The organism is Ruegeria sp. HKCCA5763 (assembly GCF_013034545.1).
GTDB lineage: Bacteria > Pseudomonadota > Alphaproteobacteria > Rhodobacterales > Rhodobacteraceae > Ruegeria.
The window spans coordinates 40970-56459 of sequence record NZ_WQGF01000006.1; the positions used below are offsets into that span (position 1 = coordinate 40970).

The 15490-nt window shown below is 59.1% G+C and carries 14 protein-coding genes; all 14 read right to left on the reverse strand.

The window, feature by feature from the left end; translation table 11 throughout:
* Window positions 1-14: 14 nt before the first annotated feature.
* Window positions 15-2507, reverse strand: a complete 2493-nt coding sequence (napA, locus tag GOV89_RS11745; protein ID WP_171177196.1) for a nitrate reductase catalytic subunit NapA — start codon at window positions 2505-2507, stop codon at window positions 15-17.
* Window positions 2504-2797 carry a chaperone NapD gene (locus GOV89_RS11750; RefSeq protein WP_171177194.1) on the reverse strand — a complete coding sequence of 98 codons (294 nt, stop codon included), beginning with the start codon at window positions 2795-2797 and terminating at the stop codon, window positions 2504-2506. Before GOV89_RS11750 ends, napA begins: the two co-directional genes overlap by 4 nt.
* A complete protein-coding gene (gene napF, locus GOV89_RS11755) occupies window positions 2797-3333 on the reverse strand; it encodes a ferredoxin-type protein NapF (protein WP_245224427.1) in 537 nt (178 codons plus the stop codon). The genes GOV89_RS11750 and napF overlap by 1 nt, the downstream gene beginning before the upstream one ends.
* Window positions 3334-3442: 109 nt before the next feature.
* The gene (locus GOV89_RS11760; RefSeq protein WP_171238282.1) at window positions 3443-4339 is read right to left on the reverse strand and encodes an FAD:protein FMN transferase; all 897 of its coding nucleotides are present in this window, start codon (window positions 4337-4339) and stop codon (window positions 3443-3445) included.
* Window positions 4336-4851, reverse strand: coding sequence for a nitrous oxide reductase accessory protein NosL (locus GOV89_RS11765; RefSeq protein WP_171177189.1), 516 nt, complete (start codon window positions 4849-4851; stop codon window positions 4336-4338). Before GOV89_RS11765 ends, GOV89_RS11760 begins: the two co-directional genes overlap by 4 nt.
* Window positions 4848-5669 carry an ABC transporter permease gene (locus tag GOV89_RS11770; RefSeq protein WP_171177187.1) on the reverse strand — a complete coding sequence of 274 codons (822 nt, stop codon included), beginning with the start codon at window positions 5667-5669 and terminating at the stop codon, window positions 4848-4850. Before GOV89_RS11770 ends, GOV89_RS11765 begins: the two co-directional genes overlap by 4 nt.
* Window positions 5666-6559 (reverse strand): ABC transporter ATP-binding protein, encoded by an 894-nt coding sequence (locus GOV89_RS11775; RefSeq protein ID WP_171177185.1) that lies wholly within the window; start codon window positions 6557-6559, stop codon window positions 5666-5668. The genes GOV89_RS11770 and GOV89_RS11775 overlap by 4 nt, the downstream gene beginning before the upstream one ends.
* Window positions 6549-7805, reverse strand: coding sequence for a nitrous oxide reductase family maturation protein NosD (locus GOV89_RS11780; protein ID WP_171177183.1), 1257 nt, complete (start codon window positions 7803-7805; stop codon window positions 6549-6551). The genes GOV89_RS11775 and GOV89_RS11780 overlap by 11 nt, the downstream gene beginning before the upstream one ends.
* Window positions 7806-7808: 3 nt before the next feature.
* The gene (gene nosZ, locus GOV89_RS11785; protein ID WP_171238283.1) at window positions 7809-9716 is read right to left on the reverse strand and encodes a TAT-dependent nitrous-oxide reductase; all 1908 of its coding nucleotides are present in this window, start codon (window positions 9714-9716) and stop codon (window positions 7809-7811) included.
* 15 nt (window positions 9717-9731) lie between these two features.
* Entirely contained in the window at window positions 9732-11855 is a 2124-nt protein-coding gene (locus GOV89_RS11790) for a NosR/NirI family protein (RefSeq protein WP_217352162.1), read from the reverse strand.
* Window positions 11856-11899: 44 nt separating this feature from the next.
* Window positions 11900-12364 (reverse strand): DUF2946 family protein, encoded by a 465-nt coding sequence (locus GOV89_RS11795; protein ID WP_171177177.1) that lies wholly within the window; start codon window positions 12362-12364, stop codon window positions 11900-11902.
* An 88-nt stretch (window positions 12365-12452) separates the two neighbouring features.
* Window positions 12453-12716: a hypothetical protein gene (locus tag GOV89_RS11800; protein WP_171177174.1), complete on the reverse strand. Its 264-nt coding sequence runs from the start codon at window positions 12714-12716 to the stop codon at window positions 12453-12455.
* Complete coding sequence (locus GOV89_RS11805; protein ID WP_171177173.1) at window positions 12673-14196, reverse strand: nitrite reductase; 1524 nt, start codon at window positions 14194-14196, stop codon at window positions 12673-12675. The genes GOV89_RS11800 and GOV89_RS11805 overlap by 44 nt, the downstream gene beginning before the upstream one ends.
* Before the next feature lie 73 nt (window positions 14197-14269).
* Window positions 14270-15487 carry a heme d1 biosynthesis radical SAM protein NirJ gene (nirJ, locus tag GOV89_RS11810; RefSeq protein ID WP_171238285.1) on the reverse strand — a complete coding sequence of 406 codons (1218 nt, stop codon included), beginning with the start codon at window positions 15485-15487 and terminating at the stop codon, window positions 14270-14272.
* Window positions 15488-15490: the final 3 nt, after the last annotated feature.

A 15490-nucleotide genomic window follows, 5' to 3' on the forward strand; every position in this document is an offset into this window, starting at 1 on the left:
ACAATCCTTGCTGGTTACGCGCGCTCGACCTTGCAGGCGCACTTCTTGAAGTCGGTCTCTTTCGAAAGCGGGCAGGTGGCGTCCAGCGTCAGTTTGTTGGTTAACTGATGCTCGTCGAACCAGGGCATGAAGACCAAACCACGCGGCACCTTGTTCCGGCCTCGGGTCTCCACTCGGCTGGTGACTTCCCCGCGACGGGTGGACAGGACAATCTCTTGCCCGCGCCGCAAGCCGCGATCACGCGCGTCTTCTGGGTGCATGTACACCACAGCCGACGGATAAGCGCGGTGCAGTTCCGGAACCCGGCGAGTCATCGAGCCCGAGTGCCAGTGCTCCAGAACGCGGCCCGTTGACAGCCACAGATCGTACTCCTCATCGGGCACTTCGGCGGCAGGTTCGTACGGCGCAAAGATGATCTTGGCTTTACCGTCTTTGTGACCGTAGAACTTCACATCCGCGCCTTCGGGCACGTAGGGGTCATATCCTTCGCGGAAGCGATAGAGCGTTTCCTTGCCATCCACGACCGGCCAACGCATGCCGCGTGCCTGATGATACATGTCGAACGGAGCAAGGTCATGCGCATGACCACGCCCGAAATCGGCATATTCCTCGAACAAACCTTTCTGGACGTAGTAACCGAAATGCTCGGCATCGTCGTTGTCGAAGCCTTCCGCAGTTTCGGACAGCGGGAATTGGTCAACCTTGCCGTTGGCGAACAGCACGTCATACATGGTCTTGCCGCGATGTTCGGGCATCTTGGCCAGCAGCTCTTCGCCCCAGACCTCTTCGACGGTGAAGCGTTTCGAAAACTCCATCAACTGCCACAGGTCGGATTTCGCTTCGCCCGGCGCCTTGACTTGTTGACGCCAGAATTGGGTGCGGCGTTCCGCGTTGCCATATGCACCTTCCTTCTCGACCCACATCGCGGTGGGCAAGATCAGGTCGGCAGACACCGCCGTAACTGTCGGATAAGGATCAGATACGGTGATGAAGTTTTCCGGATTGCGGTAACCGGGATAGCCTTCTTCGTTGATGTTGGGCGCAGCCTGCATGTTGTTGTTGCACTGAACCCAGTAAGCGTTCAGCTCACCATCTTTCAGTTTGCGGTGCTGCAACACGGCGTGGAAGCCGGGCTTTGGCGGGATGGTGCCAGCCGGAATGTTCCAAGCGGTTTCGCAAATTTCCCTGTGCTCATCATTCGCGACGACCATGTCGGCGGGCAGGCGATGGGCAAAGGTGCCGACCTCACGCGCGGTGCCACAGGCCGAGGGCTGACCGGTCAGCGAGAAGGGCGAGTTGCCGGGTTCCGATATCTTACCCACCAGCAGGTGCACGTTGTACATCAGAGAGTTCACCCAGGACCCGCGTGTGTGCTGGTTGAAGCCCATGGTCCACAGGCTCATGACCTTGCGTGTTGGGTCTGCATATTGCTGCGCCAGTTTTTCCAGCTTATCCGCAGGGACGCCGGACAGCTCGGAAGTGTACTCCAGCGTGTAGGGTGCGACAGCCTCGGCGTATTCCTCGAAACTGATGGTTTCCAGCTTGCCCGAGTTCGGGTTCGCGGCTTCCTGCTGCAACGCATTGGTTTCACGCAGGCCATAACCGATATCGGTTGCGGTCTTAGTGATATTGACGTGGTTACGCACGAAATACTCGTTCACCGCGCCATTCTGGATGATGTAGTTGGCGATATAATTCAGGATTGCCAGGTCTGTCTGTGGTTCGAACACCATTCCGTTGTCGGCCAGTTCGAACGAGCGATGCTCGAAGGTCGACAGTACATGCACTTCGCATCCCGGTTTTGTCAGGCGCGTATCCGTCAGGCGCGACCACAGGATCGGGTGCATCTCGGCCATGTTCGAACCCCACAGCACGAAGGTATCGGCGTGTTCCAGATCGTCATAGCACCCCATCGGCTCGTCGATGCCAAAGGTACGCATGAAACCCACAACAGCCGAGGCCATGCAATGGCGTGCATTGGGGTCGATATTATTTGACCGGAAGCCTGCTTTCATCATTTTGGCCGCAGCGTAACCTTCCCAGACGGTCCATTGGCCCGAGCCGAACATGCCGACGCTGGTCGGGCCTTTCTTGGCCAGGGCCTCTTTCCATTTGGCGGCCATGACATCAAAGGCTTCATCCCAGCTGACGGGCTCAAATTCACCGTTCTTGTCGTATTCGCCGTTGGTTTTGCGCAGCAGTGGGGTGGTCAGGCGATCCTTGCCGTACATGATCTTGGACAGGAAATAGCCTTTGATGCAGTTCAGACCCCGGTTCACGGGTGCGTCGGGGTCGCCTTGTGTGGCGACAACGCGGCCATCCTTGGTGCCAACCAGAACCGAGCATCCAGTGCCGCAGAAACGGCAAGCGGCCTTGTCCCAGCGAATATCGGGCGCATCGGCCTGCGCATTGGCCTGACCGGCGGCCATCGGAATGCCAGCGGCCGAGGCCGTTGCGGCAGCGGCGGATGCCTTTAGAAAAGTACGACGGGATTCAGAAACAGTCATTGCATGGGCCTCCTGCTGGTCGGTTGGCTTTGGGCATTTGATTGCGGAGATGTCTCCGCCGGATCTTCGAAATGGTGATATGTCAGCGACAAAGAGATCACGCCGGGGATCTGGTGCAGATCCATAATGGTGTCCGAGGCCAGCTTTTCAGCGGTATCCTCGACAACCACTACAAACCGGCCATCCTCGGCTTCGGCATGAAGCTCGACGCCTTGGGTTCCAGTCATTGCCGCACGCGCGGCGTCGGTGTGATCTGGGGCGATGTGGACGAGACAGCCACAGATATTCATTAGGTCACCTCCGGGTGTTGTGGGGTGGGGCGGTGCATCGAGATGGCCCCGGCGGGGCAGGCAGCAGAGCAGCTTCCGCAACCGATACAGACTTCGGTATCAAGCGCAGGCTCCGCCCGTCCGCCCAGTTGCAGACGAAAGCGGATGGCGTCTTGCTCGCAATTGTCCTGGCATACGCGGCAGCTGACCCCGTTCATTGACAGGCAGCTTGCCGCATCAACTTGTGCACGCCACGGCCATTGGGCCACACGTTCGGGCAACAGCGCAAGTGTTGGGCACGCTTGGGCGCAGTCTCCACATAGGGTGCAACCATCTGCGGAAAAGTCGAGAGTGGGAAAACCACCGTCATCGAATGTGATGACGTTTTCGGGGCAAGCCGAGGCGCAATCCTCGCAGCGTGTGCACAGATCTGCAAAGTCCGAAACGGCCGCGCCCGGCGGGCGGATCGCATCGCGATCTTCCCTAAGTATGCGCGCGCTGAGAAAAGCGCGTCTACTCGTCATCTGGCTCATGGCTGGTGACTCGAATGTGGACATTTTTTGTTCGCGTGTTTGTTTTGATAACCGCCAAGTCGCGAATCTGACTTGATCCAAGTCATATTCGTTCAGAAATTTTATTGATCACTTTGACACTTTGGCGGCTTTCTTAGGCGTTCAATTCAATCCGGGTGCCGGGAAACCGTTGAACAATTTCCTCTGCGTGACTGTCTGGGGCGGCGCATATGGCGGTTGAAAGCCCATCTGCTAGGCTTGCGTTCGGTGCTGAAACCGAAACTGTTCTGTTGCGGCGCACTGGCCCTGCAGAGGTGAGGATATGTCCAATCCCGTGACCTAGCTGTGTGCCCAAGGATGACGACGTAGCAACGGCGCGGTTCCGCAACGCAATGCGTTTCAACACCCTTTGATCCGGTTTGGCCAACCCAACTTTCCAAGGCGTTCCATCGCTTCGCGTGCCCAAAGCGGCGACCTCTCCCATGTTTACCAGAACATCTCGCAAGCCAAAGTCGCGTAGCAGAGCAGCGATGCGATCGGTGATGGCACCCTGCGCGATGCCGTTCAACGTCAAGGCCGATTGGCCCGGATCCGGAAGGCGCACATTAGACGCGTCAAAAGACACTTTTTCCCAACCAACCAGGCGTTGAGCCTCAATCAAGTCTTTGGGGCGAGCCCCGTTCGCCAAACCCAACCACATCGGTTGAATACTTGGATCGAACGCACCTTTCGAAGCTTGGTGCAGGGCTGTGCACAAGCTCAACACATTCAACAATTCCTGAGCCGGAGCAGTAAGTACACCGTCCCGGTTCAACCGGCTCAGCTGCGAGTCTGGGCGGTACAAGCTAAAGATGTCTTCCAGTCGGGAAATTTCCGCTTCAACAGCAGCAATGATCGGTGCGGCATCCGTGTTCGACAAACCAACCAGCCGCAAACTTGCAGCAGCACCCAACGCCGTTCCATTCCATCGCGCGTCCGAGGCCCATGCCGGGTTCGCCGCCGCGCACGCGGCTGAGATAAACAGAAATCGACGGCGGGATAGGGCGGTCATACAGGGGTCTCCAACGACAGATCAAGATCAACAGGGCCGAGCACTTCTGCATCGGGGATGTCTGGAAGGGGCATCGCCGTCCCGCCGTAAGTGTCAACAAATGTCTGAGCGTCAGTGGGATTGGCAAACGGCACCACCTCGCGCGCGCCCATGCCCCCGGCCACATTGCCGCCGACGACAAAGGTCGCGTCATTTGCGGCGATCCAGTTGGATATCCCCGGCTGGCGCCAACTTGGCGCAATTCCCATATCGCTGACATAAACGGCCGTGATTTTCGCGTCACGTTCCGGACTTTTGAGATATGCCACCATGTCCCGCACTTGCGCAAAGAACAGTGGGGCTGGGTAGCCTTCCAGGTGAATCTGTCCCTTGGGTCCGCCATGCTCGGCGATGTTCATCTGGCAGAAGAAACTCAGCGCATCTGGGGTCAGATCGACCGGATCGGGGGCTTCGGCGACCTCTTCCTTGCAAGCCGCCAGCGCGACCAGCGCGATCAGCGCGAGACGTTTCATGGTTCAACCCTCCGGAATGCAAGCCGGGCGAGGGCGAAGGCCAACACGGGCCAGATCAGCAGAGACGCAGGCGCGGCCCAGACGGGAAGGGCTTGCGCAGCCCCGGTCATGCCGGATGCCATGGCCACGCCTTCGGTCGCGGCGATGTTCCACAGTCGGAATGCGTCGGCCGGGTTGGCCACCATCACCCATGGAAAGACGGATTGGGTGAAGGTGCCGCCCTTGTCCATGACGACGGCCCCCAACAGGCCCAGATCATAGAGGACGACAAAAACCAGCCAGAGCCCGGCCGACAAACCCGCCGCCGCCGTGGCCCCCTTTGCCAGGGCAGACAGAAGGTATCCCAGCGCCAAAAACACGGCGCCCAACAGGATCGAAGTGAGGATGAGGCGCGCCAGTGCCATTAGGCTTTCGGGCCCTGCGCCGCCAAAGAACGCGGCCACCGCGCCTGCGGTGCCGAAGCCGACGGCCATGGCAAAGGCCAGCGCCGCCAGATGGGCGGTGAACTTACCCAACAGGATTTCCCCGCGACCCGCCGGGTAGGACAACAGCAGCGACAGGCTGCCCCGATCCAAGTCGCCTGCAATCGCGTCGAACGAGATCATTAGGGCCAGCAAGGGCGCAAGATAGACCGACAAGGTGGTCATCGACGCGACCGAGACGGTCAGCATGTCCACGCCCAGTGTGCCGGTTGGTGCGCTGCCCGCAAATGTAAGGGCTAAAGCGAACAGCACCATGATCAATGTCGCAACCAGCAGCCAGCGGTTGCGGCTCAGGATCAGCATTTCGGTGCGGGTGACGGCGAGGAAGCGGGTCATTTCAATTCCTCCTGTGCGTAATGGCGATAGAGGTCTTCCAGTTTCGGCGGTGTCATCTCGACATCCGCCACCGCGTCGCCCATGCCAGCGATGCGGCGCAGGGCTTCCATCTTGTCGGCTGGGCTACAGAGTAGTTCCACCGACGCGCCGTTGATGCGGCTGCCGCCCAATTCGGCGGCCAAGGCATCAGCATTGACGCTGGCGCGTACTTTCAAGCGGATCGGTAGACCGGCCAAAGCCGACAGATTGTTCAGCGTGTCGTCGGCGACCATCTGACCCTTGCGCATGATAGCGATCAGATCGGTGCGAGCCTCGACCTCGGTGAGCGCGTGGGATGCGATCAGTACGGCGGTGCCTTGCGCAGCCAGCTCGTCGATGATGGCATAAAGATCCTGCCGGGAAATCGGGTCCAAGCCGCTTGTCGGCTCATCTAACAGCGCCACTTTTGGCTGGCCCAGCAGCACCTGCGCCAGACCTAATCGCTGCCGCATGCCTTTCGAATAGGCACCAATCCGGCGGTCCAGCGCGTCGCTCAGGCCAACGCGTTCCAGAAGGCCGGGCACATCAGCTTTTGCGCCGGACAGTTTCGCAAACAGAGTCAGTTGCTCGCGTCCGGTCAGGGCAGGGTGGAACGACACTGCCTCGGGAAGGTAGGCCGTCTCGCGCCGCGCTTGCGCGCTGCCCGGGGTTGCCTCTCCGATCCGGATTGTTCCACCGTTGATCGGCGTCAGGCCGAGGATGGATTTGATCAGCGTCGACTTGCCCGCGCCGTTATGGCCCAGCAGCGCAACGCGCTGTCCAGAGGCAAGAGACAGGGTGATGTCGTCAAGGACGCGGGTTTTGCCTCGGTCCTTGAGAACATGGTCGATTGACAGGGCCTTATCCGTCATGAGGCACCTTTTTCATTGCTGGGGGTTCAGGGGCTTGCATCAGTGGATTGCTGTCCATCACACCCCCCGGCAGCAGCGCCGGGAAGGCCGATTGCGACCAGCGCACCAGCTGCACGGCAGGGGAGCCGAGCAGCAGTTTGGCTGCGGGTTGGGTCCACAGCACATGGTCCATCGAGTCATTGGGGCGATAGGGGGCATCGGCAATGCCGTTGCCGTCCACATCAAAGGCGGCGAAATCGGACCAGTAATTTCCGCGCCCGTCCTCAGACCACTCGACCCACTTGGTCGAGACGTATTTCACCTGTGTCCGGTTGCCGACAAAGGCGTTTCCAACGATGCGATTGCGCTCGCTACCAGCGGTAAAATGGATGCCGATGCCGCACCCCTGGAACCAGTTGTCGGTGAATTCGTTCTTGTTCGAGTTATACAGAAAGGTGCATTTCTCTTTCGCACCTTTCACAACGTTGCCGGTGATGACGCTCTTGTTGGCATAGTTCAGCATCACGCCATGTTCGCGGTCGCCAATCGAGACATTGTTGGCCACGGTCACATTGGTCGTAAACATCACCGCGTAGCCCAGATCGTTACCGATCGAGACATTGTCGCTGACCACTGAATTGTCCGCGTACATGTAATGCACCGCGAAACGCAGATCGCGGAACAGGTTGCTGGTAAAGGTGTTCTTCTTCGACGAATTCACAAAGATCCCGTCGCGGCCATAGCGAATGTCGTTGTCTTCAACCCGCGCACCCGGCGCATTCCAGACATAGACGCCATTGCCGCGGTCGTTCATGCGCTGGTCTTGTCGTCCTTCGATCCGGTTGCGCCGCACGATGCTGTCTTTCGCACCGTGGATGTCGATGCCATAGAGATTGCCTAGCAGGACATTATCCTCGACCACCGGTGCGAATGCCGTCTTGGTCAGCTGGATTCCGCTGTCGATCCCGTCATGGTCCGAGCCTGAGCCGATCACCGTCAGCCCGCGCACCGTCACGCCCGGCCCGGTCACGGTGATAACGCTGCCTTGGCCTTGTCCGTCGATGGTGGCCTGTCCCAGCCCGTCAAGGGTGACGGGCCGGTCCAGAACCAACGTTTCAGTATAAACACCGGGGCTCAGGCGGAGGGTGTCTCCATCCGCCGCCTGCGCCAGTATCTCGTTGATGGCCCCCGCCCGGTTGGGCACATCCCAGTCCGCCGCCCAAAGGGGCGAGCCGAGCAGGAGCGGTATGAGCAGGGACCAGCGCATTGCTTATGCGCTCCGCGGCTCAACAAACATCCGGCCGCGCATCTCCATGTGCAGCGCATGGCAGAACCACTGGCAATAATACCAGTGTACACCAGGACGGTCGGCGATGAAGGTGACAGACGCGGTGGCTTGTGGTGCCACTTCCATTGCGATACCGAAGTTCGACAGGCACAGCCCGTGGGTCACGTCATCCACGTCATCCAGGTTGGTGACATAGATGGTTACTTCATCACCCTGTTTGACTGTGAACTTCTCCATGCTGAAAACTGGCGCGGTCGAGGTCATGTAGACGCGGACCTTATTGCCGTCCCGGATGGGCTCTTCGGCACCTTCGTCCAGATCAACACCATCGGCCTCGGCCTGTTTGCGGGCATCTTCCCACATCGGATCATTTCGATCCCAGACATTGACCGGGTTCACTTTGGACCGGTGCACAAGGATCGAGTCGTGCGGTTCCGCGAAGGTCGGGCCATCATGAACTACCTTCATCTTGTCGCCCGAGATGTCGATCAACTGCTCGTTTTCAGGCTTCAGCGGACCCACGTTCAGGAAGCGGTCTTTCGAGAACTTGTTCATCGAAATCAGCCACTTGCCATCGGCTTCGGCGGTCTCACCCATCGAGGTCGAGTTGTGGCCGGGCTGATACTGCACATCCACCTTGTCGAGGATCGGATCAACGTCCGAACCACCATAGGCATCGATGGCCTTGGCGATGTCCCATTTCACCACCTGGCTGTCCAGGAACAGGGTGGTGTAGGCGTTGCCCTTACCGTCGAACGCAGTGTGAAGCGGGCCAAGACCCAGCTGCGGTTCAGCCACGATCGCGGAACGCGGGTCAGCGTTGTCTGCAAACAGCGCGTCCACTTTTTCGACATCAATCACGGACACGGTCGGCGAAAGCTTACCGTTGATCATGATATGCTTCTTGTCGGGCGCGGCGTTCACACCATGCGGCGAGTTCGGGATCGGGATGTAACGGGTCAGGTTGCCGCCTGCCTCTTTGCGCCCGTCCACGACCTTGACGCCGTTCAACTCTTGATAGTTGCCGGCAGCAACGGCCTCTTCGATGCCTTTCAGGTTGAATACGACCACGTGGTCCAGTTCATTCTCGGTCATCTCGGCCAGATTCATGCCCATTTCCGAGTTATATGAGGTGGAGAAGGCGTATTTGCCCTGATAGTCGCAGTCGGTGTTGTCGAGGTTACCAGAGACCATCACCTGCCACGCGATCTCCATCGTATCACCATCGATGGCGGTGAAGATGTTCACGTATTGCGACGGATCGTCGAGAATCTGGCCGTCGTTGACCAGCGGTGCCTCGTGTTCGCCATTGGCAAAGACATAGCCGGTGCGTGGATATTTCTGCGGACGCAGGCCGTGAATATCGTGTGCGTTCGGGATCTCGATGATCTTGTCGCATTTCATCACGTCGCAGCGTACGCGAGCCACACGGGTGTTGGCCTTGTCGTTCATGAACAGGTAACGACCATCATAGGTGCCATCGGTGAAAGACATGTGTGGGTGGTGCAGGTCCCCGTTGTCATAGGTGACCTTGCCGTTCGCGGCTAGGAACTCTTTGGTTTCGGGCAGCAGGCCTTCGGTCAGAATTTTCAGCGACTCATTGGTCTGACCCCAGCCGGTGGCCGAACAGCGATTGAATACTGGCACCCGCATCAGCTCACGCATCGAGGGCACGCCCAGAATGCGCAGCTCACCGGTCTGGCCCGAGGACCAGAAGCCATAGTACTCGTCCAACTCGCCGGGCTCCAGATGAGCATTAGCGGCGGCGCTGGCCTCTTTGGCGGTCATCAGGGTGCTGCCCAGACCGGTCCCGGCCAGCACGGCGCCAGTTGCAGATGCACCCAGCAGCCCGCGGCGTGTGACGTTTAGTTTCTTGTCATGTTCCGACATGATCGTTCCTCCTTTTTAGGAAACGGATTGCGGTTTGGCGTTCGGATGGTTCGCCGGTGGTTGCCCGAGGGGGGTATTAGGTGTGACCGACCCTGTCTTGGCCCGCCGTTTCAACTGGCGGATAACGACGGGACATTTGTCCTCGGACTGGTAGAGCACCTGACAATGCAGGCAGGTGACGCACTCGTTCGGATTGATCTCGCCTGTGGGGTGGATCGCCTGAACGGGGCATTCGTTGGCGCAGGTCTGACAGGGGCTGCCGCAATCCTTGTAACGGCGCAGCCAGTCGAACATGCGGATACGGGCTGGGATCGCGAGCGCCCCGCCCAGCGGGCAGAGGTAGCGGCAGTAGAACCGTTCGATGAACAGCCCGATCCCCAGCAGAGCCAGCGCAAAGACCACAAATGGCCAGTTGCGCATGAATTTCAGAATGATCGCGGTCTTGAACGGTTCGATCTCGGCATAGGTTTCTGCCAGCGGGATTGACACAAAGCTTAGGCCAAAGAGGCCAAGGAAGATCATGTATTTCGCAGGCCAGAGCCGTTCGTTCAGACCCCAGGGCAAAGTCCATTGCGGCACCTTGAACGCCCGCGCGATCTTGTTGGTCAGTTCCTGCAGCGCGCCGAACGGGCACAGCCAGCCGCAATAGGCCCCGCGCCCCCAAAACAGCAGCGCTGCGGCCACGGCGAACCATTGGATGAACACCAGTGGATCCAGCAGGAAGGCATCCCAGCTGAAACCGGTGCGCAGGCTGCCTGCCAGCGCCATCAGGTTCACCACGCTCAGCTGCGCATTGGCGTACCAGCCGATGAAGAACAGAGTCATGGTCAGGTATCCGATGCGGAACCAGTAGAAGACACGCGCGTCCATGGTGGCATGGAACTGGAAGAAGAACGTCGCTGTTAGCACCAACAGCATCACACCCAGAACCGCGATCTCGACAGTACGGTCCTTCCAGATGCGCTGCCATAGTGCGGCTTTGGCGGCGGCTTCACCGGTGGCGTCATCGACCACCACGGGCGCGGCGACCGGCAGCAGGTACTGTTCCGGCAGCTTGTAACCCAGATCGAAGGTTAAGAATGTCTTTTCGACAGCACCAATCGCGCGTTGCACCAGCAGTTGCAAACGGAACGGTTCAGCCGGATCAAACTCGGCATCGGCGGGGATTTTGAAGATGTCGAGTTCGGTAAAGCTGGGTGCATCCGGCGCGGCAACCTTGCCCAAACGGCGCTGTTGTTTGTCAAAAAAGCGCACCGAGCTGTCGCCTTGGATCAGCTGAATCCGGTCAAAGATGCCACCCCGCACATAGCCCGATCCCTTGAAACTGTAAGCCCCGCGTCCCAGCACCAGAATGGCTTGCTCGCCCTCATCCAGCCAGTTCAACAGGTTATGATATTCGGCCTCGCCCAGCAGCGACTTGCCGATCGACGGAACCGAGACAAGCGCCATATGCATGTCGATGAAGGTGTCATCCGGTTCGCCTGGTTCCGGGCGTTTGATGGCCCGTTGATCGCCAGTGGCCTCGAACGCCGCGTTGACCTGCCCGATATCCAGCGTCAGCCGCCGGACCGAGCCGTCGCCCGACAGGGTGGTCCAGTCGTAAACCGCATCCTGCGCCAGATCGACCTCGCGCTTCGGTCCATCGGCCTGCAGCGGAGACAACCCACCCAGCCCCAGCGCCCGCGCCACCTTGATGCCGCCGCGCACAAGGCTGTCGTCGATGACCATGATCGTGACCGTCGCGCCCGAGATGATGTCGAGGTCATGCCCCTCGCCACCGGTTTCGGCCTCGACCCTAAGGTCCAGACCGGCATAGCCTTCGGTCAGCTCGACCATGCGGGAATTGGGGATCCCGATCAGAACGATGGGTTCCGAATGCTTGACCAGTTGCACGCCAGTCAGCACCGCATCCTCATCGATACCGGCGACCACATGGATGGGTTTGCCGGAATACCCTGTCGTGCCCACAAAGTCAGACGTCAAGAATGCCCAGGCGACAGTTTCGCCATCCTTCAGGACAGGCGCTACCGGAACGTCGTCACGTACCGGGCCAAAGGAATCGGCACCGGGGGCCAGATCGGCGGGTTCAATCTCGGGCAGGAAACTGGCCAGACTGTCGGCATGGGCGCTGATCGCCATCAGGCAGGACAGGGAGAAAGCCAGCAGGAAATGGATTGCGCGACTTACGACCACGGCGCACCTCCGAATATTTGGGTGGACGCCATGGACGCGCGCAGGGCGCGTTCAGATTCTTCTTGGGTCGTAAACGGGGGCCCTCGGGTTTCGGGCCACAGTCGTTTCGAGTTATGGTAATTACACGGATCACCAATCCCAGGGAGTACAATTTGCTGGGCGCGGTCCGCGACCAGCAGCGGAGTGTCTGGCACAGGTCCGGCTGTTGTTACCGCGCATAGCGCACAGTCGGCGCATTTCGGGCAGGGCGCGGTTGGATCGGTGTTTTCCTCTTCAAGGTCCACCTCAACCCAAACCGCGCCTGCCTCCGAGCAGATCTCTACCCACATGCTTTGTCCGGGACTCGCCAGCACAGGACCAAGCATTTGCAACAACAGAAGAAGGGCGCCCGCCACTCCACAGACCGCACGCAAGACGCGGTCAGGGAGGATGTGGAGAAAGTGATAGGCGGACATGGAGAATCCAACTCGGAAGTCTTTCCTGAACCGTATGGGATTCCTGCTTGCCGATACTTGACTTTGGTTAGGCAGACGGACTCTTTGCTCAGCCGTCTGCTTCGTCCATCAAACCGCGTACCCAGCGGCCTGCCAGCCATGTCGCTGGAATGCCCAAAGGGACGGACCACAGAAGTGCGGGAACTGGTTCAATCGCTCCGAACCCGATGCCGTGTGAGATTAAACCCAACAAAAACAGGTTGATAGCCACGGTCAGAGCCGTGGCGGGATAGAGCAGAATGGCAAGTTTCCAAACCGGCCATTTGCCGTCAGTGGCTGGTGCCTTCCGAGAAGGTGATTTTGTTCCAGACATTGTACTTTCCAGACGGTTTGCGCATCGGCAGGCGACGGACTTCTTCCAGCGTCTGCGCGTCATAGACGATCACTGCGCCATCATCTTCCCAGATCGAAACCAGCGCGTGGCTACCATCTTTGGTGAACTCCACGTGAGCCACGGTTTTGCCTGGCGCGGGGCGCAGAGTTTTCACGATTTCAAGGCTCTGCTTGTCGATCACGTGCATCGCGTCCTTGTTCGGGCCAAAAAACACATCGGCCCAGACATAAGGCGAGTTTTCATGACTGCGCATGAAGAACCCGGGTCCCTCTGTCTTGATCCGTTTGACGGTTTCCCAGCTTTCCATATCGATCACGGAAACTGTGCCGTCGGTCAGGTGCGGCGTTGCCATCACGGTCGTATCACCATGCTTCCATGTAATCCCAGAACCAAGATGCGGCATCCCCGGTAGATCCAGATCGGCGACCTTGTGCCCGATCACCAGATCAATCACCTGACCGCCTTTGCCACCACGGGACGCCCCCATGACAAACTCATAGCTCTGATCGAAAAAGAAATCGTCCAGATAGTCTGGCGTGGTGATCTTGCGCACGGGGAAAGGATTAGGATTCTTGAACTGGCCTTCAATGCGGAAATCATGCCCGATTCCGAATTGCGGCGGATTGGCACCATAGAACACCTCCCAAATTTCGGGCACGTCCTTCAGGGCCAAAACAAAGCTCTCCCGCGGTGGAGCCTGATAGACGGCAGACACCCTGCTGGGCACGCCTTTCTTGCTTTTGACTTCAATGACAGTGGCAACCGAGAGGTCCGCGGTCGACAGCAGGGACAGGCTGTTGGGCAAGTAATTTGCAACGGCCACCCATTTTCCGTCGCCTGACATGGCGATGTTGCGACTGTTGAGGCCCGCGCGAACGCGTCCAACCTGCTTCAACGCCCAGATGTCGTATTTCTGAACCCAGCCATCGCGGGACATGATGAAAACGTATCGGCCATCTGGGCTGAATTTTGGCCCGCCATGAACGGCAAAAGGGGTCTCGAACCGGTCCAGCACTTCAAACGTGTCGCCATCCAGGACGCTGACGTGATGATCACCGGTCTCCACCGCCAGCGTGATGTTCATCGGGTCACTATCCCACACGGGTGCTTCGACCGGGGTGTAATCCTCGTCCAGAATACGGCTGGCCATGATGTCAGCTTCACCCCATTCCGGGTCGCTCTCGAGCGGAGATTTTAGCCACCCCGCCAGTTCTTCGATCTGCAAAGCGTCGAGCTCATGTGAAAACGCAGGCATCTGTGTCGCGGTGCGGCCCTCGGCGATCACCGCTGCAACCCGCGGTCCCCGCATTCGCTTTAACGTCTCGGGGATCAAAGCTGGCCCAACGCCGCCTAAGCGGTTCTCGCCATGGCATGACGCGCAGTGCTCAGCGTAATCCGCTGGCGCGTCGGCCCATGCCGAACCAGCCGTCAGAACGGAACACAACAGTCCGATCTTCATCTTTTTCCAAATACTCCCGCCGGAGGCTCCCGCAGGCTCCACAGGTGGCACGATTTGCCGGAACAGGGAGGGGTTATCCAAAGAACTGATGCGCCGGATCATGGCTTTTCCCCCGGAACGGCGTGACCTGCAGGCGCTCTCCTGTGTCATCCACGCCGATTTCTTCGTTAGACAGGTAACAGGCCGGATCTTCGGCCCAGGGATCGCCTGTCAGTTGCAAGGCGCGAATACGCGTGTTGCCACCGCAGACGTCCTTCAGCTCACACGCACCGCAGCGACCTTTCAGTGGGCGAGGACGGGTCCGTAACATGGCCAGCATCGGGTCATCGCTGGTCCAAAGCTCGGAAAACGGTTTGGTTTTCACGTTGCCGACCGTGTAATCGGACCAATAGGTGTCCGGATGAACCCGACCCAGATTGTCGATATTGGCGACTCCCAACCCGCTGGAGTTTCCACCCCATGCGGCCAGATGCGTACGCACATGCGCGGCCTTTTCGGCATCAAAGTGCGCACGGATCCAGTTCAGGAAATACCCTGCATCGGCGTCATTGTTGCCCGTCACGATATCCAACGGTCGCCCGCCTGACGCGGCTTCCCACGCGCGCTCCAACAGCAGGTCCAATCCCTTGCGAGTAAGTTGATGTGCGGCGTCTTCGCCTCGGTTCTTGTCGCCCCGCCCGGCATAGACGAGGTGAGACAAGTAGAACTTGTCGACCCCTTCTTCATCACAGAGCTTCAGCAAGTCAGGCAAGTGATGCTGCGTGCCTTCGGTCAGGCAGAACCGAAGGCCGACCTTGATGCCACGTTTCTTGCATTCACGCACACCGCGCAAGGCGTCAGCAAAAGCGCCTTCGACGCCACGAAACCAGTCATTCGTTGCTCCAATTCCGTCCAGAGAGATGCCCACATAGTTGAACCCCACATCGGCAATCATATCGGCGGATTCCTCGTAAATCCGCGTGCCGTTGGTCGACAAAGCCAGCATAGGCACCAGATTGCGGGCACGTTTGGCGATGTCGAAGAAATCGAACCGGTCAAGCGGCTCCCCACCCGAGAGGATCAAGGCCGGGACGCGAAACTGGCCAAGATCCTCAAGGGTTACCATGGCTTGCTCATGGCTGAGCTCACCGGGGAACGCCACATCTGCTGAGACGGTATAGCAATGGCGGCACTTCAGGTTGCAGCGTCGCGTCAGGTTCCAGATCACCACCGGCTTCACTGGGCCCGGGCGGCGTTTGCGCACCGGGGTCGGGTTGACCAGTTGGTGCATGTACTCTGTCAGGCGGAACATGTC

What these genes read in the sequence shown, in the direction of transcription:
- napA (WP_171177196.1), bottom strand. Translation starts at nt 2,507, where the DNA reads ATGACTGTTTCTGAATCCCGTCGTACTTTTCTAAAGGCATCCGCCGCT.
- GOV89_RS11750 (WP_171177194.1), bottom strand. Translation starts at nt 2,797, where the DNA reads ATGAATATCTGTGGCTGTCTCGTCCACATCGCCCCAGATCACACCGAC.
- napF (WP_245224427.1), bottom strand. Translation starts at nt 3,333, where the DNA reads ATGTCCACATTCGAGTCACCAGCCATGAGCCAGATGACGAGTAGACGC.
- GOV89_RS11760 (WP_171238282.1), bottom strand. Translation starts at nt 4,339, where the DNA reads ATGACCGCCCTATCCCGCCGTCGATTTCTGTTTATCTCAGCCGCGTGC.
- GOV89_RS11765 (WP_171177189.1), bottom strand. Translation starts at nt 4,851, where the DNA reads ATGAAACGTCTCGCGCTGATCGCGCTGGTCGCGCTGGCGGCTTGCAAG.
- GOV89_RS11770 (WP_171177187.1), bottom strand. Translation starts at nt 5,669, where the DNA reads ATGACCCGCTTCCTCGCCGTCACCCGCACCGAAATGCTGATCCTGAGC.
- GOV89_RS11775 (WP_171177185.1), bottom strand. Translation starts at nt 6,559, where the DNA reads ATGACGGATAAGGCCCTGTCAATCGACCATGTTCTCAAGGACCGAGGC.
- GOV89_RS11780 (WP_171177183.1), bottom strand. Translation starts at nt 7,805, where the DNA reads ATGCGCTGGTCCCTGCTCATACCGCTCCTGCTCGGCTCGCCCCTTTGG.
- nosZ (WP_171238283.1), bottom strand. Translation starts at nt 9,716, where the DNA reads ATGTCGGAACATGACAAGAAACTAAACGTCACACGCCGCGGGCTGCTG.
- GOV89_RS11790 (WP_217352162.1), bottom strand. Translation starts at nt 11,855, where the DNA reads ATGGCGATCAGCGCCCATGCCGACAGTCTGGCCAGTTTCCTGCCCGAG.
- GOV89_RS11795 (WP_171177177.1), bottom strand. Translation starts at nt 12,364, where the DNA reads ATGTCCGCCTATCACTTTCTCCACATCCTCCCTGACCGCGTCTTGCGT.
- GOV89_RS11800 (WP_171177174.1), bottom strand. Translation starts at nt 12,716, where the DNA reads ATGTCTGGAACAAAATCACCTTCTCGGAAGGCACCAGCCACTGACGGC.
- GOV89_RS11805 (WP_171177173.1), bottom strand. Translation starts at nt 14,196, where the DNA reads ATGAAGATCGGACTGTTGTGTTCCGTTCTGACGGCTGGTTCGGCATGG.
- nirJ (WP_171238285.1), bottom strand. Translation starts at nt 15,487, where the DNA reads ATGTTCCGCCTGACAGAGTACATGCACCAACTGGTCAACCCGACCCCG.